Genomic DNA, 18,706 nt, shown 5'->3' with positions numbered 1-18,706 from the left:
AACCGCACCCTCTCCCAATCAAAACGCCCTTTCAGGCAGAGAAAAGCCAGATAAGCCGCGGGTTCATCCGCTCAGGCTTAGAGTCCCAGCAGCAGCTGTCGTTCCAGCTGTGGATTCAGCAGCGTGACGTGCAGGCCCACCAGCCTGACTCCCCGGCTGCCGCGGCGCTCGTCCCAGGTTTTTTTCGCCACTGCGATCATGTCTTCCTTGTTCAGTTCGGGCCAGACGTGCTCCTGCGTCGTCTGCTGAAAGTCATCAAACTTCAGCTTTACGCCCTGCCGGGCAATCAGCCGGTCAGGCTTGATTTTGATCAGGCGCCGCTCCAGCTCCTCATAGAGATAGTCGATAATCTCCAGGCAGGCTTCCCAGCTGTGAATATCCTCAGAGAGCGTCCGCTCCACGCCGAGGGATTTACGCAGGCGCTCCGTAATCACCTCCCGCTCATCAACGCCGTTACAGCGCTCCCAGAGCACGCGACCAAACTTACCGAAGCGCTTCAGGAGCGCAGCCAGATCGGTTTTCTGCACGTCGCCACAGGTTTGCAGCCCCATCTCCTCCAGCTTCTTTGCCGTCACCTTCCCTACGCCGGGGATCTTCGCCAGCGGCAGCGTCAGCAGAAAAGAGGAAAGTTCCGCCGGCGTGATCACGTACTGGCCGTCCGGTTTATTCAGGTCTGAGGCGATTTTGGCGACAAATTTAATCGGCGCGATGCCTGCCGAGGCGGTGAGGTTCAGCTCTCTGGCGATGGTCTGGCGGATCTCCCGCGCAATCAGCGTCGCCGAGCCCTGGCAGTGTGGGCTGTCTGAAACGTCCAGATAGGCTTCATCCAGCGAGAGCGGCTCAATCAGGGAGGTATAGCGGGAGAATATTTCGCGGATATGGGCGCTCGCCTCTTTATAAGCGTCAAAGCGGCCGGGGATCACTTTCAGATGCGGGCAAAGCTTTAGCGCCATCGCGGTCGACATGGCGCTGTGCACGCCAAATTTCCGCGCGGGGTAGTTGGCGGTACTGATAACGCCTCGTTTCAGGTGGCTGCCGCCAATCGCGATGGGGATATTACGCAGGCTCGGGTTATCGCGCATTTCCACCGCCGCGAAAAAGCAGTCCATATCAACATGTATGATCTTACGCATATCCCCCTCCGGCAGCACTGGATAAGTATACAGGCAACCTGGCCGATATCAATATGGCGATCGCGCGGCAAAGCGCAGCGGCAGAGGGTTTTACCGATTTTCTTACGGATTTTCGTCTCCGCTCACTTGATAAAAAAACAGACAATGCTAATGTGACGCACCGATAGCGGAATGTTCCGATATTGTCAGTTAACGCCTCCCCCGGCACCGCATCCACCCCGCTTTTTATAGGGAACCAGAATGGGCAAAATCGCACTGCTGTTTGCGATGTTTTTACTGCCAGCCGTCGTCTTCGCCAGCGTCCCCACCTACCCGGTCACCCCGCTGGCACCGGTAAGCAAAGAGTTAAAGAAGCAGTTACTCGGCACCCCTGTGTATATTCAGATATTTAAAGAAGAACGTACGCTTGAGCTTTATGGCAAAATCGGCAATGAGTACCGCCTGCTCGACAGCTACCGGATCTGTAATTTTTCCGGGGGATTAGGCCCGAAGCGTCGCCAGGGCGACTTTAAAAGTCCTGAAGGGTTTTACAGTGTGGGGCTTTCCCAGCTGAAGCCGGACAGCCGGTTTTACCGGGCAATTAACGTCGGCTTCCCGAACGAATTCGATCGCCAGCAGGGTTATGAGGGGAAATACCTGATGATCCACGGTAGCTGCGTCTCCGTGGGCTGCTATGCCATGACGGATACCTATATCGAAGATATCTACAATTACGTGGAAGCCGCGCTGCGTAACGGCCAGTCGCGCGTCGGGGTAAGCATCTATCCATTCAGGATGACCGACAGTAATCTGCAACGTCACCGCAATTCGGTCTACGCCAGCTTCTGGAAACAGCTACAGCCGGGCTATAACGAATTTGTGCAGCGCCGCGTGCCGCCCGCCGTCAGCGTCACCGCTGGCCGCTATGTGCTGAACGAGCCGGGTTCCCTGCTGGGTTCAACCGGCTCCGCGCTCGCGCTCACCGAGGCAAAATAGCGCCCAGTCGCCGGGTTCTATTTTGTGCCAGGTCTCATTGCCCGTCAGCGGCTGAGTGGCGATAACCGTGACCACGTCGTCTGGCGTGGTCTGCTTCTGAAAGTCGATCTCCACATCCTGATCCAGCAGGGTCGCCTTACCGAACGGCGCCCGCCGGGTGATCCAGAAGAGATTGGTTGAGCAGAACGCCATCAGATAGCGTCCATCCGACAGCAGCATATTAAACACGCCTTTCCCACGCAGTTCCCCCGCCAGCTCAGCGATATAGCGAAACACCGCAGGCCAGTTGCCCGGCGTACGCGGATAGCGCGTGGCCAGCTTATGCAGCAGCCAGCAGAAAGCATATTCGCTGTCCGTCTCGCCGACCGGACGGAACTGCCCGGTGTGCAGCTGACGATATCCCTTTAACTGCCCGTTATGCGCAAAGGTCCAGTTGCGGCCCCAGAGTTCACGGGTAAAAGGATGGGTATTCTCCAGACAAACTTCGCCCCGGTTAGCCTGGCGGATATGCGCAACGACCGAACAGGATTTGATCGGATAGTCCTGCACCAGCCGGGCAATCGGGGAGTTGAAGCTCGGCTGAGGATCTTTGAATGTGCGGCAGCCTTTTCCTTCATAGAAGGTGATGCCCCAGCCATCCTTATGCGGCCCGGTCCCCCCGCCCCGCTGCACCAGCCCGGTAAAGCTGAAACAGATGTCCGTTGGAACATTGGCGCTCATCCCGAGCAGTTCGCACATAGTGTCACCTCAAATGAAAAGGATGTGGAAAGGGCCTTAAGCCGGTTACTTCACCATCTCTTTTTCAATCAGCAGCATCAGGATATGGATCACTTTGATATGGATCTCCTGAATACGGTCAGCATAGCCGAAATGCGGTACGCGGATTTCCACATCGGCCAGGCCATCCATCTTGCCGCCATCTTTCCCGGTCAGGGTGATAACCTTCATGCCCTGCGCCCGCGCTGCTTCCACCGCCTTGATAATATTGGCCGAGTTGCCGGAGGTGGAGAGGCCCAGCAGAACATCCCCCGCCTTACCCACCGCTTCGATATAGCGCGAGAAAACGAAATCGTAACCAAAGTCGTTGCTGACGCAGGAGAGGTGGCTGACGTCAGAAATCGCAATGGCCGGATAGCCCGGACGATTTTCGCGGTAGCGACCGGTCAGCTCTTCGGCAAAGTGCATCGCGTCGCAGTGTGAGCCACCGTTGCCGCAGGAGAGCACCTTGCCGCCCGCTTTAAATGCATCCGCCAGCAGCACGGCTGCGCGCTGAATGGCATGGATATTGGCTTCTTCACTCAGGAAGTTATTGAGCGTTTCCGCCGCCTCGTTAAGTTCTGCGCGAATGATGTCCTGATACATGGGGGAGTCCTTTAGCGGGAAGAGTTTTCGCCAGTTTACCAAGTTGGATGGGGGGCGAAAAGCACTCCGCCCGCTTACTGGCCCCTAAGCCCGTTAAGGCAGCCGGAATGTGAGCCACATTGTAATTATGATGTAAACCCATTGCTAACAGAATGCTTCTGATTTACACCTGTAGCTAACAGGTCAGACCTCTTACTACTTACGGAGCGATGGATATGATGGTTCTCAGTATCGTGGCAACGATTGTGCTGCTTGGCGCACTCTTTTATCACCGCGTCAATCTGCTCACGGCCAGTCTGCTGCTGCTGGCGTGGACAGCAGCCTGGGCGGTGGCGCAAGTCTGGACGCCGTGGCTGCTGATCCCTCTGGCGATTATTTTGCTGCCTTTCAACCTGCTGCCGATGCGCCGCGCCCTCTTTTCACGTCAGATGCTGCATACCTTTCAGAAAGTGATGCCGCCAATGTCACGGACGGAAAAAGAAGCGATTGAGGCGGGCACCACCTGGTGGGAAGGCGAACTGTTTCGCGGCAATCCGGACTGGGAAAAGCTGCATAACTATCCCCAGCCGCGCCTGAGTGAAGAGGAGCTGGCCTTTCTGGACGGGCCGGTGGAAGAAGCCTGCCGCATGGCCAATGATTTTGCCATCACGCATGAGATGGCCGATCTGCCGCCGGCGCTCTGGGCCTATCTTAAGGAGCATCGCTTTTTTGCGATGATCATCAAGAAAGAGTATGGCGGGCTGGAATTCTCAGCCTACGCTCAGGCGCGCGTGTTGCAGAAGCTCTCTGGCGTCTCCGGTATTCTGGCAATTACCGTCGGCGTACCTAACTCTCTGGGACCGGGCGAGCTGCTCCAGCATTACGGTACCGATGAGCAGAAAGATCACTACCTGCCGCGCCTCGCCGCTGGCGAAGAGATCCCCTGCTTTGCGCTGACCAGCCCGGAAGCGGGTTCTGACGCCGGCGCTATCCCGGATGTTGGCGTGGTCTGCATGGGAGAGTGGCAGGGCGAGCAGGTGCTGGGCATGCGCCTGACCTGGAACAAACGCTATATCACGCTGGCGCCGGTCGCGACCGTGCTGGGGCTGGCTTTCAAGCTTTCCGATCCTGATCATCTGCTGGGCGAGTCCGAAGAGTTAGGCATTACCTGTGCGCTAATCCCAACCCGGACGCCGGGCGTGGAGATCGGCAAACGCCACTTCCCGCTTAACGTCCCGTTCCAGAACGGTCCGACGCGCGGCAGCGATATTTTTGTACCGATCGACTTCATCATTGGCGGGCCAAAAATGGCGGGCCAGGGCTGGCGGATGCTGGTCGAATGTCTCTCCGTCGGGCGCGGCATTACCCTGCCCTCTAACTCTACCGGCAGCGTGAAGAGCATCGCGCTGGCTATCGGTGCCTATGCCCATATCCGTCGCCAGTTCCGCCTGCCTATCGGTAAGATGGAAGGGATTGAAGAGCCGCTGGCACGCATCGCCGGGAACGCCTGGGTAATGGATGCCGCCGCCTCACTGATCACCTACGGCATCGGCATGGGTGAGAAACCGGCAGTGCTTTCGGCTATCGTCAAGTATCACTGTACCCATCGCGGCCAGCGCGCCATTGTTGACGCCATGGATATCGCCGGCGGTAAAGGCATTATGCTCGGCAACAGTAACTTTCTGGCCCGTGCCTATCAGGGCGCGCCGATCGCTATCACCGTTGAAGGCGCTAACATCCTGACCCGCAGCATGATTATCTTCGGTCAGGGCGCGATTCGCTGCCATCCTTACGTACTGACGGAAATGGCGGCAGCGCAGAGCAACGACCTGGTCGCTTTTGATAAGGCCCTGTTCAGCCACGTCGGTCACGTCGGCAGCAATACCGTGCGCAGCCTCTGGCTCGGCCTGACCGGCGGGCGCACCAGTAAAACGCCAACCCGCGACGCCAGCCGCCGCTATTATCAGCATCTCAACCGGCTGAGCGCGAATATGGCGCTGCTCTCCGATATTTCCATGTCGGTGCTGGGCGGTAGCCTGAAGCGGCGCGAGCGGATCTCCGCCCGCCTTGGTGACGTGCTCAGCCAGCTTTATCTCGCCTCAGCCGCGCTGAAGCGTTATGAAGATGAAGGCCGCAATGAAGCCGATCTGCCGCTGCTGCACTGGGGCGTACAGGATGCGATGAACCAGGCTGAGGTCGCCATTGACGATCTTCTGCGTAACTTCCCAAACCGCCTGGTCGCCAGCCTGATGCGCGGGATTATTTTCCCGACCGGACGCCACTGCCGTGCGCCATCGGATCGCCTCGATCATCAGCTGGCGCGCATCCTCCAGATCCCGTCAGCCACCCGCTCCCGCCTGGGACGTGGCCAGTATCTGACGCCGGGCGAAAACAATCCCGCAGGTCAGCTTGAAGAAGCGCTTGAGGATATTATGGCGGCAGAGGTCATTCACGATCGCCTCTGCAAACAGCAGAAGAAACATCTGTCGTTTACCCGTCTGGACGCGTTAGCGAAGCAGGGCATTCAGGAGAAATGGATCACCGAAGAGGAAGCGAGCATTCTGACGCGCGCCGAGGCCAGCCGCCTGCGTTCCATCAACGTGGACGAATTTGAAGCGGATGCGCTGGCGACCCAGCCGGTAAAGCCGGAACAGCAGCCCGTTAACCTGCCGGAGCCGGTAAGAAAAACGGAAGCTGCCTGAACTACGGTCTGAACCTTCGCCGTAACTGCTGGAACCGGGGCGAAGGTTGACTGAACGTATAAGCACAAAAACAAACGGCAGCCGGGGTGCATCAGTATGCCCGGCTGCCGCTAATCACTCGGCCTTAATGCCAGTAACGCTGCCACATCTTTATCCAGCCTATACTGCCGCCAGGCCCTCAGGGCGTATTGTCCGATGCTGTCACTTTCGCCCTGCCTAAAATTTTAAGAAATTGGGGACACTGCATATGACTGGGTGCCGTACAGCCAGCTACATGTTTTAATCCCTGACTGACTTTTTTCAACTGGCGGATCGTTTCATCAATCTCCTGCGCCCGGCTTAGCAGTCGCTCTGGATCCAGCGTCACCCTGCCCCGCGCATCGAACATTTCCGCAATATCATCCAGCGTAAAACCTGCCGTTTGCCCCAGCGCTATCAGCGCCAGCTGGTTCAGCACCTCAGGCCCATACTGTCTTCTCAGGCCGTTACGCCCTGTGGGCTGGATCAGCCCTTTTTTCTCATAGAACCGCAGCGCGGAAGGCGCAATTTTCGCGAGCTGAGCGACCTGAGCAATATCGAGTTCTTTCATGTTGACCTGAAGTGAGCTTTAAGTTGCACAATGCCAGCCAGATTAACATTGAGGGCTCAGGGGCAATAATGAACTTAGAAATGATGTTACGTATTGTGGTGACTGGCGCTGCCGCGACGCTTTGTATGGATGGCTGGGCGTTATTATTACGGCGATTTTGCGGCATCGCATCGCTTGATTATGCGCTGCCGGGCAGGTGGATATTATGGATGTTCAAAGGAAAGGTTATCCACCGGACGATTATCAGTACGCCCCCTCTCACCGGAGAAAAACTGACCGGCTGGATTTTCCATTACGTTACCGGTATGGCGTTTGCGGTTATTCCACTGATGCTAGCCGGCACGGAGTGGATTAACGCACCTGACTTTCGCATCGCTGCGGCGACAGGCCTGTTAACCCTTGTTGCCCCCTTTTTTATTATGCAGCCCGCGCTGGGGTTTGGCGTGGCGGCCAGCAGAACGGTGAATCCACAAAAAGCGCGACTGATGAGCCTGCTGACCCATTTTGTTTTTGGCTGCGGTCTTTATTGGTCAGCGGTGGGATTACGTGCCTTCACGCTTTAATAAGAATGCGATTGCGCGGCAATAGTTATCGGGTAAATCGTTCCAGTGGGACAGGACAGCCCGCCCGTTTAATCACGGAAGAGGGGCTGGATAAACAGCCCCTCTTCACAGGGAAACAACAGACGAGGTCAGCCTCTATACCTGAAAGCGACTCAGCCGTTCTGCCGGATGCGGGCAATCAGCGCCTCGATATCCTCAATATGTTCCGCCGCCAGAATCAGCGTCCGGCCCAGCGTCACCGCCTGGCGGACGCATTTCACCTTCATCGCCTCATCGTTGATTGATTTGATATCTGCAACCTGAGACATGCCCACCGTGCGGCGGATCAGCTCGGTGCCGCAAAAGCCCAGCGTATCGCACCAGACCTTATGCAGGAACGCAGCGCCGTAGCCGGGATACGCCAGCGCACGATCGCGGGATTTCTCCCTCGCCAGCGCCAGAAAACCTTCCGCAAAGCTCTGCCAGAGCGCACGCACATCGTTCAGCCGCTTCTCACGGACATCCGCCGCCTCACGGGGAGCAAGCAGGCCCGGCAGCGCGCAGTAGTTGATCAGCAGATTGCCGAGTGCGCTGCCTACGTCAAAACCGACCGGGCCGTAATAGCCGAATTCGGCGTCAATCACCTTCAGCGTCCCCTCGCCGACAAAGATGGAACCGCTGTGGACGTCGCCATGCAGCAGCGCCTCGGCATTCGAGAGAAAGCGGTGCTTCAGCGCGGCCACCTTCATACGCAGCTCATCGTCATCGCGTAGCGTGGCAATCAGCGGCTCCAGCTCGCGGGGATAGCCGTTGCGCTCATGCACTTCATAGGGCTCATTGAAGAACAACTCTTCGGTGATGTCGCACAGCTCAGGATTGGTAAAGCGAATGACATCGGCTTTTTTCTGATGGGGGTGCTGATAAAAATCGGAGGTATGAAACAGCGTCTGCGCCAGGTATTCACCAAGCTGGGCGGCCGCCTGCGGATAATCAATGCCCTTTACCTGCTCACCGCGCCAGATGGCAAGATGGGAAAGGTCTTCCATCACCATCACCGCCAGTTCGGCATCGTAATGCAGGATCTTAACCGTATGCGCCGGGCAATACTGACCGTGAATGCGCAGCACTTCCGCCTCGATGCGGGCGCGATCGAGCGTCAGTGGCCAGGATTCGCCCACGCAGCGTACATAGGGCAATGCCTGCTTAATGACAATCCGGCTGACGCCCGAGCTGTCGAAAATTTTGAAGACTAGGTTCAGGTTACCGTCGCCCACTTCCTCTGAGTCGATCAGGCTGGACGGATCGCTGACGCCGCCAAACTGGCGGGCATATTCCACGGCATCTGCTGCGGTGAACGTACGGTATTGCGACATTGACTGCCCCTCATCAAACGCGATATCAAGCGAATTCTTTCGTTATAAGCCGTTCAGACGTCTATACATCCGTCAGGCATGTTGGCACAATATGCCCTGATAACGCAACCAGGATTTAACTTCTCATGCAGACACTGAATACCACCAGCTTACAGGTTCGTGACAATCAGCTTTGGATCCTTGACCAGCAGGCGCTGCCGCAGAAAAAGATCTGGTGTCCAACGCCGGACGTTGCGTCACTTGTCGCCCATATCAAAGCCCTGCGCGTGCGTGGCGCGCCGCTGATTGGCCTCTCTGCCAGCCTGCTGCTGGCGCTGCTGGCGGAAAACGGTCTGGCGGAGGCGAAGCTGGCTGAAGCGCTGGAGGTGCTGCGGGCGGCCCGCCCTACCGCCGTGAATCTGATGAATAACCTGGATCGGATGAAGCTGGCGCTGGCACAGGAAGATTATGTCACCGCGCTGACCTTTGAGGCGCTGCGTCTGGTCGAGGAAGATAAAGCGTTGTGCGACAACATTGCCGCCGCGGGCGCAAAGCTGATTACCCCAGGCAGCCGTCTGCTCACGCACTGCAATACTGGCGGTCTGGCGACGGCGGGTGTGGGAACGGCGCTGGGGGTTATCGCCCGTGGCTGGCAGGAAGGAAAGGTGGAGAACGTCTGGGTTGATGAAACCCGCCCGCTGCTTCAGGGGGGCCGCCTGACCGCCTGGGAACTGGGGGAAATGGGCGTACCATACCGTGTGATCTGCGACAGCATGGCCGCCAGCCTGATGGCAAAAAATCAGGTGGATGCCGTCTGGGTGGGGGCTGACCGCATCGCCGCCAACGGCGACGTGGCCAATAAAATCGGTACCTACAGCCTTGCCGTGCTGGCCCGCTATCACGGCATCCCTTTTTACGTTGCCGCGCCGCATACCACGCTCGATGCGGCCTGCCCGGATGGGTCCGCCATCCCGATTGAGCAGCGTGCCGCCAGCGAAGTGACCGGCGTGGCCGGCAGCTTTGGCGAAGTACAGTGGGCGCCTGAAGAGGCGAAGGTATTTAATCCGGCCTTCGACGTCACGCCAGCCTCGCTGATTAGCGGATGGGTGCTGGACACTGGCGTGGTCAGTCCGGCCCAGGTGGAAGCGGGGATCTTTCAACCGGGCCGGTAACGCCGACGGGCCAGCCGCGCCGGATCAGATTTCCAGCGCCAGCAGCTCCTGAATGGTTTGCGGGCGGCGGATCTGGCGCGGCTGTCCGTTCTCAAACAGCACTTCCGGCAGCAGCGGGCGGCTGTTGTAGTTCGAGGACATTGAGGCGCCGTAGGCCCCCGTATCGTGGAAGACCAGGTAATCGCCCGGCCGCACTGCGGGCAGCGCACGGGTTTCGACCTTACCGCCCTCTTGCTGAGTAAAGACGTCGCCGGATTCGCAGAGCGGACCGGCCACCACGCTTTCTAGGGTATGGGCTTCATCCAGCACCCTTCCGTCTCCTGCCATGGCAGAGATATGATGATAGCTGCCGTACATGGAAGGCCGCATCAGATCGTTAAAGCCCGCGTCCACCAGCACGAAGTGGCGGCTGCCCATCTGCTTGACCGCCCGCACCTGAGAAACCAGTACGCCAGACTCCGCCACCAGAAAACGCCCCGGCTCGATCTCCAGTTTGACCGGATGGCCCAGATGTTGAGCGACGCGCTGGCGGGCCGCATCCCACAAACCAAAGTAGTGCCCGGTATCGATCGCCTCTTCCCCGAAGCGGTAAGGAATTGACAGCCCGCCGCCCGCGGAGATCGCCTCAAGATCCTGGCCAAAGCCGATCACCTGATTCACCATCGCGTCACACACCTGCTCCAGGTGGCCGTAGTCCACGCCCGAGCCGATATGCATATGGATGCCGACCAGCTTCAGGCTGTGGCGCTGAATCGCCGCCAGCGCCAGCGCCAGATCGCTGTGCCAGATGCCGTGCTTGCTGTTTTCACCGCCGGTGTTGGTTTTCTGGCTGTGGCCGTGACCAAAGCCCGGGTTAACGCGCAGCCAGACCGGATGGCCTGGGGACACCTCTCCCAGCTGGTGCAGCATATCGACCGAACCGGCGTTCACCGGGATCTTCAGTTCGCTCAGGCGTTGAAGCGTGGGCGCATCGATGACGTCCGCCGTGAAAACTATCTCATCACCGCCGGGCTGATAACCCGCCACCAGTGCACGCTCTATTTCCCCCAGCGAAACGGAATCTACCCTGACGCCCGCCTCGCGCATCAGCCGCAGAATATGAATATTCGAACAGGCCTTCTGGGCAAAACGCACCACGTCAAACTGCGTCAGCTGGCTGATACGCTCGCGGATAATGCTGGCGTCGTACGCCCAGACAGGGCCGCCATACTGGGCTGGCAGAGGAAGCAAATTATCGCGGTTTAAGGCGGTGTCGGTATTGCTGAGCAGGCGTGGCATCGTTGTCTCCTTAGGCTAATGCCGCTATTACGCCACAGCCCGGACCGGATAAAAAATATCTGTTTTAACGGAGGCTATTCATCCATGATATGGCTTTCCCCGGCCAGCCAGGAGCGATATGAGCGGGATAACGCTGCGACACATTGAGATTTTTCATGCGGTAGTGACGACCGGCAACCTGACGGAAGCGGCGGCGATGCTGCACACCTCACAGCCTACGGTCAGTAGAGAGCTGGCCCGCTTTGAAAAGCTGACCGGCCTGGCGCTGTTCGATCGCGTGCGGGGTCGCCTTCAGCCCACGGTTCAGGGGCTGCGTCTGTTTGAGGAGGTTCAGCGTTCCTGGTACGGGCTCGATCGCATTATCGCGGCGGCCGACGGCCTGCGTCAGTTTCGCCAGGGAGAGCTGTCGATCGCCTGCCTGCCCGTCTTTTCTCAGTCGCTGCTGCCGCCTATCTGCCAGCCTTTTTTACAGCGCTATCCCGACGTCAGCCTGAACATTATTCCGCAGGAATCGCCGCTGCTTGAGGAGTGGCTGTCGGCGCAGCGTTATGACCTTGGCCTGACCGAAACCAACCAGACGCCCGTCGGCACAACCCGCACCTCGCTGTTTACCGGTAATGAGGTGTGCGTGCTGCCGGAAGGGCATGAGCTGGCAAAAAAACGCTGCCTGACGCCGCAGGATTTTGCCGGATATAACTATATCAGCCTCTCCAGAAGCGACAGCTATCGTCAGCTGCTGGATCATCTGTTCAGTGAAAACGGCGTGCAGCGCAGGATGGCGATGGAGACGCACAGCGCCGCCTCGGTCTGTGCCATGGTGCGCGCCGGCGTGGGGATTTCGATCGTCAATCCGTTAACGGCGCTTGACTATGCCAGCAGCGGCGTAGCGATCAGGCGGTTCAGCGTGGAAGTGCCCTTCACCGTCAATCTTATCCGCCCCCGGCATCGCCCCTCTTCCGCGCTGGTTGAGGCTTTCAGTCTGCATCTTCAGCAGCAGATCGGCCTGTTCAACCAGCGGCTGGAAGCGCTCTGATCAAGCGTTAACCGGCTGGGATTGTCCGCGGCTTCCCCGGAAGGTGACCAGGCAGATAAGCAGTCCCACCACGGCCAGCAGCGCGGCCGCCACCGGCACCGCCGTCAGGCCATAGCCGCCGCCGATCACCGCGCCGCCCGCCCAGGCCCCAAACGCGTTGCCGACGTTAAAGGCGGAGATATTCAGCGTCGAGACCAGGTTTGGCGCATCTTTACCGTGGCGCACCACATTAATTTGCAGGCCCGGCACCGTGGCGAAAGTCGCCATCGCCCAGAGGAACAGCGTGATCTCGGCCAGCCATATCGCCTGGCTGGTCCAGCTGAAGGCCAGTGAAAACAGCGCAATCAGTGAGAAGCTCAGGATCAGGCTGAACGACACTTTCCAGTCTGCCAGCTTGCCGCCCAGGATATTGCCGACGGTCAGTCCCGCGCCAATCAGGAACAGCGTCCAGCTGACGCCTTTATTGCTGATGCCGGTAACCTCAAGCAGCAGCGGCGCGATATAGCTAAAGAGTGCAAACATGGCGGCAGCAAAAAAGACCGTCATCAGCAGCGATAGCCACAGCCTGCCGTTGGCCAGCGCGCCAATCTCACTGGCAAGGTTGACCGGTTTCTCTTCACGGTTGTTCGGCAGACTGACGATAAGCGCGATAAAAGCCAGAATGCCAATCGCCGCCACGCCCCAGAAGGTGGCGCGCCAGCCAAAGAGCTGACCGAACCAGGTGCCCAGCGGCACGCCAAGCACGTTCGCCAGCGTCAGCCCCACAAACATCAGCGCCACCGCGGAAGCCTGCTTGCCCGGCGCGACCAGGCTTGCCGCCACCACGGCACCGATGCCAAAGAAAGCGCCATGGCAGAGCGCGGTAACAATACGCGCCATCATCAGCAGGTCATAGCTTGCCGCCTGCGCGCAGAGCACGTTACCGACAATAAAAATGGACATCAGCAGGATAAGCGTCCGCTTGCGCGGCAGCTTCGCGGTCAGCAGCGCCATTATCGGCGCGCCAATCGCCACGCCCAGCGCGTAGCCGCTAATCAACCAGCCTGCGGAAGGGATCGACACCTGTAAATCGGCGGCCACTTCGGGCAACAAGCCCATAATCACAAACTCCGTAGTGCCAATAGCAAAGGCACTCAGCGCCAGCGCCAGCAGAGAAACGGGCATAACAAACTCTCCAGATAAGGGCTCCCACGCAGGAACGCCAGTTCAGTAATGGGAAAAATGAACAATTGCCGATCGGCTCAGAAAATTGATCTACGTCACAGTTCCAATTAAAGCACAGCCTGGCGTCGCCGGACAGTCGGCAGGCGCAAGAGACTCTTGCTCACAGCACAATAATGTCTCTGAGAAGATCTTACGCATTTTACTGCTCAAAACAGCCTCACTGTTTTCGTCGGCCCAAAGAAGATTCTCCCCTGCGCCGGGCTTCCTTCCGTCCTGACATATACTTGCTGGTCCGGGGTTTCATTTAAAGAACCGCTTTTCAGAATGGGAACTCAGCCTGAGGGGTAACGATCTTTCAAATGCACCACGCCGTTCAGTCATAAAGTTCTGAGAAAATAAGCCGATAGAACAAATCAGCTGCTTAACAACGACGTTGCTGAAAAATCACGATTTGTAAAATTCCGGGGAGCTTACCGGATGGAGTCAGGAAAGCAGATAAGGCAGACGCTGCTTAAGCCTGGAGTGGGGGAATATCTGATTCGTTGCCGGGGAGAAACAATGCGACACGCTGTCTGCCTGCTGGCGCTGCTGCTGTGCGGCTGCTCTGTTGGAAAATATGAATACAGCCGCGAGGCGGAGGAACGCGTGGATATGACGGTGACCGGCATTCCCACGATCTTAGGCCTCGGCACGCTCGGCACCACAATCCCGCTGACGCCCGAATACAGTCTGACCGCCGCGCACGTGGCAAAGTTTTCCCTTTACCGGGTGAAGTCATACCATCCTGAATGCGATCTTGCGGTGGTTTATCATAAAAACACCAACGTAACGCCGCCCCGCTTTCGCAACGGTCATATCGGCGACAAAATCAACCTCTACGGCTACAGCTTTATTTCCGCCCTGCCGGTGGCGTCAAGCGGCACCAATCTGGTTAACACAGGGCTTAAAAATAGCTGGAACAAGCTGAGTTGCGTGGTGGTGGCAACCGATGCCGGTGTGGTTAAAGGTATGTCAGGTGGCGCGGTTTATAACGCTTCGGATAACTCTCTGGGTGGGGTGATTGTCGGCTACTCGGATAAAATTAACGATCTGAAAACCGGAAAGCTGCTTTATCAGCATGTCGGACTTTATATTCCCTATTCGCGCTTTGAAAGCTGGTTGAAAGAAGAGATAAAGAGCGAATAGGTCGTTCAGGCTGCTGTAACCGGAAGAGAGGGCATAACAACAACGATGTTACGCCCTCTTTATAATCACCGTACTTATTGTTCTGTCACAATCAGGGTGGCAGACGCGGTAAAATCACCGGTGGCGATATCACTAACCGCAGCTGAGGGATTTTTTAGCAGGCTAAACGAGAGCGCTGCGGTTCCTGACCCTAACACACTGATATCAAATGCAGAACCATTACTCAGGAGTGTTCCATCTTTACTAATGGTGACGCCGAGCGCACTGTTGCTGGTAGCAATCTGCGAATTTGACCAGGATGTTGGCGTCATATTCAGTTTCAGCGAAAAGTTATGCGTGTTGGTGCCGGAGCAGCTCAAAGAGACATTTTTGGTGACGTCTTTTTTCGTAGGCGCGGTAGTACCGATGGTCGAACGTTCAATCTGACCAAAAGCAACATCGATGCTGGGTGTTGATACGTTACAGGTATCCTCCACTCCCCGGTTAATCGGGACAGAACACATTACCTGGCCAGGCGAATAGGTATAATTTATCCCCCAAATACCCCATCCATTACTGGGATTAACTGCAGTTACGCTAAAACAAAGGTTTTTATAGACGTTACCGTCCCAGACGTCATTCCCTCCCCCGTTAGGTCCGGCTGAAATAGCTCCATTAAGCACACTTCCAGTAAGAAACTTCCCCCCCAGATTCCCCCATGTTTTCGCTTCCCAGGCAGGGTAACTGATGGTTCTTTCCCAGAAAGGCCCCACTAACTTTGTGCAACTCGTATCTGAGGTGCAGTTAGCCAGATAGATTTGTACGGCGGTTGGGGAAAATGGTAAGGAGGTGCCATCATGAGCAGTACCGGTCTTCGCTAACGTGAAGTTGGCTCCCGGGGCACACTGGCCATTAGCACCAGTGCAGGTCACGGTAAAATCATAGGCACTACAGTTAACTGACCACAGCCAAATAACCAGACCCGCTAATACGCTTTTCGTCAGTATCAGGCTGGCTAACTTCATTAATCTCTGCATTATTTTTCTCCCGCATAGCTCAACTGCACAATGCGCTTATTACTGCCCTGTAATTCAATCAATCGGCATTACCAGCCGAAAAGACGCGCAAAAAATTAGCGCACCCTGCCAGATTTACCTGTCATTCATAATTAAGCGTAAAGTTTGCCACCGCATTAAAGGCACCTCTGACGATTGAATGATTCCTGATAGCCGTTGGTGTACCCTGTACATAACCGTTAAATATCAGTTCTGTTGTACCGGAAGTCAGCGTCATTACCGGCGTAGCCTGATTGAAAGGCAACGCCGTACCGCTGGTTGTCTCCAGACCAATTGCGATGCCGCTGGCCGAACCTGTAACAGCCAGCATATCGGTCAGTTCACTATCCGCAGTACCACTGAAAGTCAGCGAGACCGTATTCCCTAATGTCAAATTACATTCCAGCAAGCGCACAATAAAGGGCTGACTATGCACACGCTCATTAATGTAGAGGTATTTATCAACAATAGTACCAAAATCAAGCTCAATATTTTCAGTGGTTGGATCAAGTACGCATGGCTCGGCTACCAGATTACCGGAAAACTGCAGATTATCCGTAACAGCCAGCGCTTTATTTTGTATTAGCATCATCAAAATACCGACAAACAGCATATTGATAACAATGAAGCGGCGGCTAAAAATTGCTTTTTGTTCCTGTAACATTATTCATACTCCGCCAGCAAAGTTGCAGTCGAGCTGAAAGCGCCTTCGGTCAGCGTTGCGCCAGAAGAAACTGGCACAGCTTCCAGTACCGGGGGGTTATTATAATCAATAACGAAAGATTGATTAATCGTGACCGGCGATCCATTTTGCAAAATTTCTATGCCAAGCCCAGGTACATTCGTATTAATCGCGCCTGTATTATACGAGGTCTGCGCACCCCTTAAAGTCATATTCAGATTTGCCGTTTCATCAGGATCTTCACACTCAAGTGTGTAACCAATCACTTGTTTATAGTTTTCTCCGTCAACCTTATTCACGCCGACATTACCAAATTCAATGGTAATGGCTTTATCGTTACTTATCACGCAAGGCACACGCTTTAGCGTACCATGAATTTTTACATTAAGCGTATCGCCAGTTTGATCGGCAACGGCTCCAAAACTAAAAATAAGCAGAAACAGTAAAGCACCGGGTGTATTTATGCTCCGAAAATATTTCAGCCTGGCGTCCATCTTCATCAATCCTTATAAATAGGCTACTTCCAGCGTTGCTGAGGCATTGAACTCCTGGCCATTTTTCAAAGAAGCACCGGTTTGTTTAATTAAGACAACATTCAACGAGGGCGGTAAATCTGCATCAATATCAAACCAGGCATTGACATCAACCACGGTCGAATCTTTGAGGAATTTGATATCCAGCCCAGCGACATCGGTAGCGAGCAATGTATTATCAGAAGAAGAGGCCGTCCCCACCCATCGCATGCGAATGTTCTTGCCACCATCATCGCCTTCACAGTTCAAGAAGTAAGGCACAGGTAATTTATAGTAATTCCCTTTGATTTTGGTGATATAAACATTCGTACCAAACTCAAGGGTAATTGTTTCATCTGTATTAAACTCGCAATATGCACTAGCGGTAACAGTACCGCTAATGTTAATTGCTACAGGATCCAGCGCATAAAGCGGCGGTGCGGCTATCAAAATAGCCACTGCCGCCCACCTGTTTAAAAAGCGTCTTACGCATCGCCACTGCAATAGCGGCTTCGCATTCTGTTGCATGAGCATATTCCAGACCTCAGTCGTAATTCAGGCGAAAGTTGACGGTTGCTGTAAAAGCACCGGCCACCAGTGGCGCAGAGGTTCGCTCGGGTACCACATACCAGGTAAGCACATCATGATAAGGTGCAACAAACAGCGGCTCGCTTCTGTTTCCCAGCCGTACGTCATGCTTACGACTGTCCAGAAGGCGTAAGCCCAGCCCCTGTGCCCCATCAATTCTGACCAGATCGGGCGTCTCGCTATCAGCTGGCGCCAGAAACGAAACAGATGCAACCGGCTGCCTGTTATCCCAGACGGAACTGTTCGTGATGGCATCGCGCTGTAGGCCGCCGTTCATCAGACAATCACTGAGTATCAGCTGAAAAGGTACAGCCGTACCGCGCGCTCCCACTGAGGTAAAGTCGCCTGTGATAAGGTTGCCAAGCTCAATTTGTTGGTAAGCGCTTTGCATTTCCAGTCGGCAAGCCCCCTGAGTCAGGGCGCCGGTGATATGAAGTATTCCTGTTTCACCATCAACCTGACTAAATTCTTTTGCCTGTGCAGCGGGTAATGCAGATATAAAACACGTTAGCAGCAGACAGGCTAAACGCCCTGAACTGCTGCGGTGACTCACCTGACCTGAACGCTTTTCCGGTAAAGAAGAAGCTTCGCTATCCATATGCTCTCCCTGAGGACTTATTTTTCCATTATCAACGGTTGATTTTCTGGCGAATTACCCTTCTTTATATTCCGCCACACGGCAATTCGCGCCAGCACAGTGGAAAGTTAACGTTGGTCTTCCGCCGTAGTCGTTAATAAAAGTGAGCGCTGGGGCACTGCCAATGTTATCCGCGCTTGCTGATAAAAGTTCACTGCTTTTAGGTGCGATCATCACCGGTTTCATACCAGAAACATCTTTTCCACCAGACATTACGGTGGCGACAGTAAAGAAGTAAGGCGAATTATTATTGACGCGATACTTTCCACCTTCGCGGGTAAGGGTAATATCTTGCTTCCAGGTATCTATCATTTCCATGGCATTTTTAATCAATGCATGAGGTCGATAAAACATTTTAATTCTGGTCTGTAGTGCTATCTGTAACGTATTGGCTTTATTGCTGCGCGGCGGAATTTCACGCAGATTGAAGTAATAAAGCGTTTCTTTATCTTGCGCCAGCTGATTTATTGCAGGCAGCGTCTGAATTTTAACCTGGCTTTTCGCAGCAGGTTCCATACGCTGCAGCGGCGGTAACACGATCAGAGGGGAGTCAATTTTGTTACCGCTGGCATCCTCTATCCACCCCTGTGCCAGATAGGGCAATTCTTTGTTCTTGTTAGCGATATTAAGACTCATTGAATTCTTGCCGCCGTCGAAGATAACGCGCGTACGATCTAAAGCTATTGCGGCATAAGCCTGAGGTAGAAATACGCTACCGAGCAGCAGCCCTGTCAGTAAATTTGATAATAATTTAATTTTCACAATAATCCTCTCTTCTTATTCCAGC

19 protein-coding genes are annotated in these 18,706 nt (G+C 55.4%); 6 read left to right on the top strand and 13 right to left on the bottom strand.

Annotated features, from left to right (window positions below):
* Positions 1–77: 77 nt before the first annotated feature.
* Positions 78–1,133 (bottom strand): DNA polymerase IV, encoded by a 1,056-nt coding sequence (dinB, locus tag AAH446_RS07840; protein WP_342906154.1) that lies wholly within the window; start codon positions 1,131–1,133, stop codon positions 78–80.
* A 240-nt stretch (positions 1,134–1,373) separates the two neighbouring features.
* Here dinB and dpaA point away from each other — a divergent pair, with 240 nt between their 5' ends.
* Positions 1,374–2,108 (top strand): peptidoglycan meso-diaminopimelic acid protein amidase, encoded by a 735-nt coding sequence (gene dpaA / locus AAH446_RS07835; protein ID WP_342906153.1) that lies wholly within the window; start codon positions 1,374–1,376, stop codon positions 2,106–2,108.
* Here dpaA and AAH446_RS07830 read toward each other — a convergent pair.
* Both AAH446_RS07830 and lpcA read right to left on the bottom strand, forming a co-directional pair.
* The gene (locus AAH446_RS07830) at positions 2,070–2,846 is read right to left on the bottom strand and encodes a class II glutamine amidotransferase (RefSeq protein WP_342906152.1); all 777 of its coding nucleotides are present in this window, start codon (positions 2,844–2,846) and stop codon (positions 2,070–2,072) included. The genes dpaA and AAH446_RS07830 overlap by 39 nt on opposite strands.
* 45 nt (positions 2,847–2,891) lie before the next feature.
* On the bottom strand, positions 2,892–3,470 hold the full coding sequence (gene lpcA, locus AAH446_RS07825) for a D-sedoheptulose 7-phosphate isomerase (protein ID WP_342906151.1): 579 nt from the start codon (positions 3,468–3,470) through the stop codon (positions 2,892–2,894).
* Positions 3,471–3,685: 215 nt separating this feature from the next.
* Here lpcA and fadE point away from each other — a divergent pair, with 215 nt between their 5' ends.
* Positions 3,686–6,151 (top strand): acyl-CoA dehydrogenase FadE, encoded by a 2,466-nt coding sequence (fadE, locus tag AAH446_RS07820; protein WP_342906150.1) that lies wholly within the window; start codon positions 3,686–3,688, stop codon positions 6,149–6,151.
* Between the two features lie 178 nt (positions 6,152–6,329).
* On the opposite strand, the gene AAH446_RS07815 is transcribed toward fadE, so the two are convergent.
* Positions 6,330–6,740: a helix-turn-helix domain-containing protein gene (locus AAH446_RS07815; protein WP_342906149.1), complete on the bottom strand. Its 411-nt coding sequence runs from the start codon at positions 6,738–6,740 to the stop codon at positions 6,330–6,332.
* 68 nt (positions 6,741–6,808) lie between these two features.
* Between AAH446_RS07815 and AAH446_RS07810 the strand changes: the two genes are divergently transcribed.
* Positions 6,809–7,303, top strand: a complete 495-nt coding sequence (locus AAH446_RS07810) for a DUF2938 domain-containing protein (RefSeq protein ID WP_342906148.1) — start codon at positions 6,809–6,811, stop codon at positions 7,301–7,303.
* Between the two features lie 152 nt (positions 7,304–7,455).
* Here AAH446_RS07810 and mtnK read toward each other — a convergent pair whose 3' ends face one another.
* Positions 7,456–8,655: an S-methyl-5-thioribose kinase gene (gene mtnK, locus AAH446_RS07805; protein WP_342906147.1), complete on the bottom strand. Its 1,200-nt coding sequence runs from the start codon at positions 8,653–8,655 to the stop codon at positions 7,456–7,458.
* Between the two features lie 125 nt (positions 8,656–8,780).
* On the opposite strand from mtnK, the gene mtnA reads away from it, so the two are divergent.
* Positions 8,781–9,806: an S-methyl-5-thioribose-1-phosphate isomerase gene (gene mtnA, locus AAH446_RS07800; protein WP_342906146.1), complete on the top strand. Its 1,026-nt coding sequence runs from the start codon at positions 8,781–8,783 to the stop codon at positions 9,804–9,806.
* Positions 9,807–9,830: 24 nt separating this feature from the next.
* Here the strand turns inward: mtnA and lysA are convergent, their stop codons facing one another.
* Positions 9,831–11,084, bottom strand: coding sequence for a diaminopimelate decarboxylase (gene lysA, locus AAH446_RS07795; RefSeq protein WP_342906145.1), 1,254 nt, complete (start codon positions 11,082–11,084; stop codon positions 9,831–9,833).
* Positions 11,085–11,202: 118 nt separating this feature from the next.
* On the opposite strand from lysA, the gene AAH446_RS07790 reads away from it, so the two are divergent.
* Complete coding sequence (locus tag AAH446_RS07790) at positions 11,203–12,117, top strand: LysR family transcriptional regulator (RefSeq protein WP_342906144.1); 915 nt, start codon at positions 11,203–11,205, stop codon at positions 12,115–12,117.
* Here AAH446_RS07790 and AAH446_RS07785 read toward each other — a convergent pair whose 3' ends face one another.
* On the bottom strand, positions 12,118–13,281 hold the full coding sequence (locus AAH446_RS07785) for an MFS transporter (RefSeq protein WP_342906143.1): 1,164 nt from the start codon (positions 13,279–13,281) through the stop codon (positions 12,118–12,120).
* A gap of 558 nt (positions 13,282–13,839) precedes the next feature.
* Between AAH446_RS07785 and AAH446_RS07780 the strand changes: the two genes are divergently transcribed.
* Complete coding sequence (locus tag AAH446_RS07780) at positions 13,840–14,466, top strand: serine protease family protein (RefSeq protein ID WP_342906142.1); 627 nt, start codon at positions 13,840–13,842, stop codon at positions 14,464–14,466.
* Between the two features lie 74 nt (positions 14,467–14,540).
* Here AAH446_RS07780 and AAH446_RS07775 read toward each other — a convergent pair whose 3' ends face one another.
* The 6 genes from AAH446_RS07775 to AAH446_RS07750 all read right to left on the bottom strand — a co-directional run bounded on the left by AAH446_RS07775 (position 14,541) and on the right by AAH446_RS07750 (position 18,681).
* A complete protein-coding gene (locus AAH446_RS07775; RefSeq protein ID WP_342906141.1) occupies positions 14,541–15,482 on the bottom strand; it encodes a fimbrial protein in 942 nt (313 codons plus the stop codon).
* A gap of 121 nt (positions 15,483–15,603) precedes the next feature.
* Positions 15,604–16,164: a fimbrial protein gene (locus AAH446_RS07770; protein ID WP_342906140.1), complete on the bottom strand. Its 561-nt coding sequence runs from the start codon at positions 16,162–16,164 to the stop codon at positions 15,604–15,606.
* Positions 16,164–16,676 (bottom strand): fimbrial protein, encoded by a 513-nt coding sequence (locus AAH446_RS07765; RefSeq protein WP_342906139.1) that lies wholly within the window; start codon positions 16,674–16,676, stop codon positions 16,164–16,166. The genes AAH446_RS07770 and AAH446_RS07765 overlap by 1 nt, the downstream gene beginning before the upstream one ends.
* A 12-nt stretch (positions 16,677–16,688) precedes the next feature.
* Positions 16,689–17,153 (bottom strand): fimbrial protein, encoded by a 465-nt coding sequence (locus AAH446_RS07760; protein ID WP_342906138.1) that lies wholly within the window; start codon positions 17,151–17,153, stop codon positions 16,689–16,691.
* Between the two features lie 85 nt (positions 17,154–17,238).
* Positions 17,239–17,880: a fimbrial protein gene (locus AAH446_RS07755; RefSeq protein ID WP_342906137.1), complete on the bottom strand. Its 642-nt coding sequence runs from the start codon at positions 17,878–17,880 to the stop codon at positions 17,239–17,241.
* 54 nt (positions 17,881–17,934) lie between these two features.
* Positions 17,935–18,681: a fimbria/pilus periplasmic chaperone gene (locus tag AAH446_RS07750; RefSeq protein ID WP_463322787.1), complete on the bottom strand. Its 747-nt coding sequence runs from the start codon at positions 18,679–18,681 to the stop codon at positions 17,935–17,937.
* Positions 18,682–18,706 lie beyond the last annotated feature (25 nt).

The sequence above is a fragment of the Erwinia psychrophila genome (assembly GCF_039023475.1).
In the GTDB taxonomy this organism is placed as follows: Bacteria; Pseudomonadota; Gammaproteobacteria; order Enterobacterales; family Enterobacteriaceae; genus Erwinia.
This window is presented reverse-complemented; position numbering and strand designations above follow the sequence as displayed.

Coding starts and splice junctions, on each gene's coding strand:
- dinB (WP_342906154.1), bottom strand. CDS start 1,133: ATGCGTAAGATCATACATGTTGATATGGACTGCTTTTTCGCGGCGGTG.
- dpaA (WP_342906153.1), top strand. CDS start 1,374: ATGGGCAAAATCGCACTGCTGTTTGCGATGTTTTTACTGCCAGCCGTC.
- AAH446_RS07830 (WP_342906152.1), bottom strand. CDS start 2,846: ATGTGCGAACTGCTCGGGATGAGCGCCAATGTTCCAACGGACATCTGT.
- lpcA (WP_342906151.1), bottom strand. CDS start 3,470: ATGTATCAGGACATCATTCGCGCAGAACTTAACGAGGCGGCGGAAACG.
- fadE (WP_342906150.1), top strand. CDS start 3,686: ATGATGGTTCTCAGTATCGTGGCAACGATTGTGCTGCTTGGCGCACTC.
- AAH446_RS07815 (WP_342906149.1), bottom strand. CDS start 6,740: ATGAAAGAACTCGATATTGCTCAGGTCGCTCAGCTCGCGAAAATTGCG.
- AAH446_RS07810 (WP_342906148.1), top strand. CDS start 6,809: ATGAACTTAGAAATGATGTTACGTATTGTGGTGACTGGCGCTGCCGCG.
- mtnK (WP_342906147.1), bottom strand. CDS start 8,655: ATGTCGCAATACCGTACGTTCACCGCAGCAGATGCCGTGGAATATGCC.
- mtnA (WP_342906146.1), top strand. CDS start 8,781: ATGCAGACACTGAATACCACCAGCTTACAGGTTCGTGACAATCAGCTT.
- lysA (WP_342906145.1), bottom strand. CDS start 11,084: ATGCCACGCCTGCTCAGCAATACCGACACCGCCTTAAACCGCGATAAT.
- AAH446_RS07790 (WP_342906144.1), top strand. CDS start 11,203: ATGAGCGGGATAACGCTGCGACACATTGAGATTTTTCATGCGGTAGTG.
- AAH446_RS07785 (WP_342906143.1), bottom strand. CDS start 13,281: ATGCCCGTTTCTCTGCTGGCGCTGGCGCTGAGTGCCTTTGCTATTGGC.
- AAH446_RS07780 (WP_342906142.1), top strand. CDS start 13,840: ATGCGACACGCTGTCTGCCTGCTGGCGCTGCTGCTGTGCGGCTGCTCT.
- AAH446_RS07775 (WP_342906141.1), bottom strand. CDS start 15,482: ATGCAGAGATTAATGAAGTTAGCCAGCCTGATACTGACGAAAAGCGTA.
- AAH446_RS07770 (WP_342906140.1), bottom strand. CDS start 16,164: ATGTTACAGGAACAAAAAGCAATTTTTAGCCGCCGCTTCATTGTTATC.
- AAH446_RS07765 (WP_342906139.1), bottom strand. CDS start 16,676: ATGGACGCCAGGCTGAAATATTTTCGGAGCATAAATACACCCGGTGCT.
- AAH446_RS07755 (WP_342906137.1), bottom strand. CDS start 17,880: ATGGATAGCGAAGCTTCTTCTTTACCGGAAAAGCGTTCAGGTCAGGTG.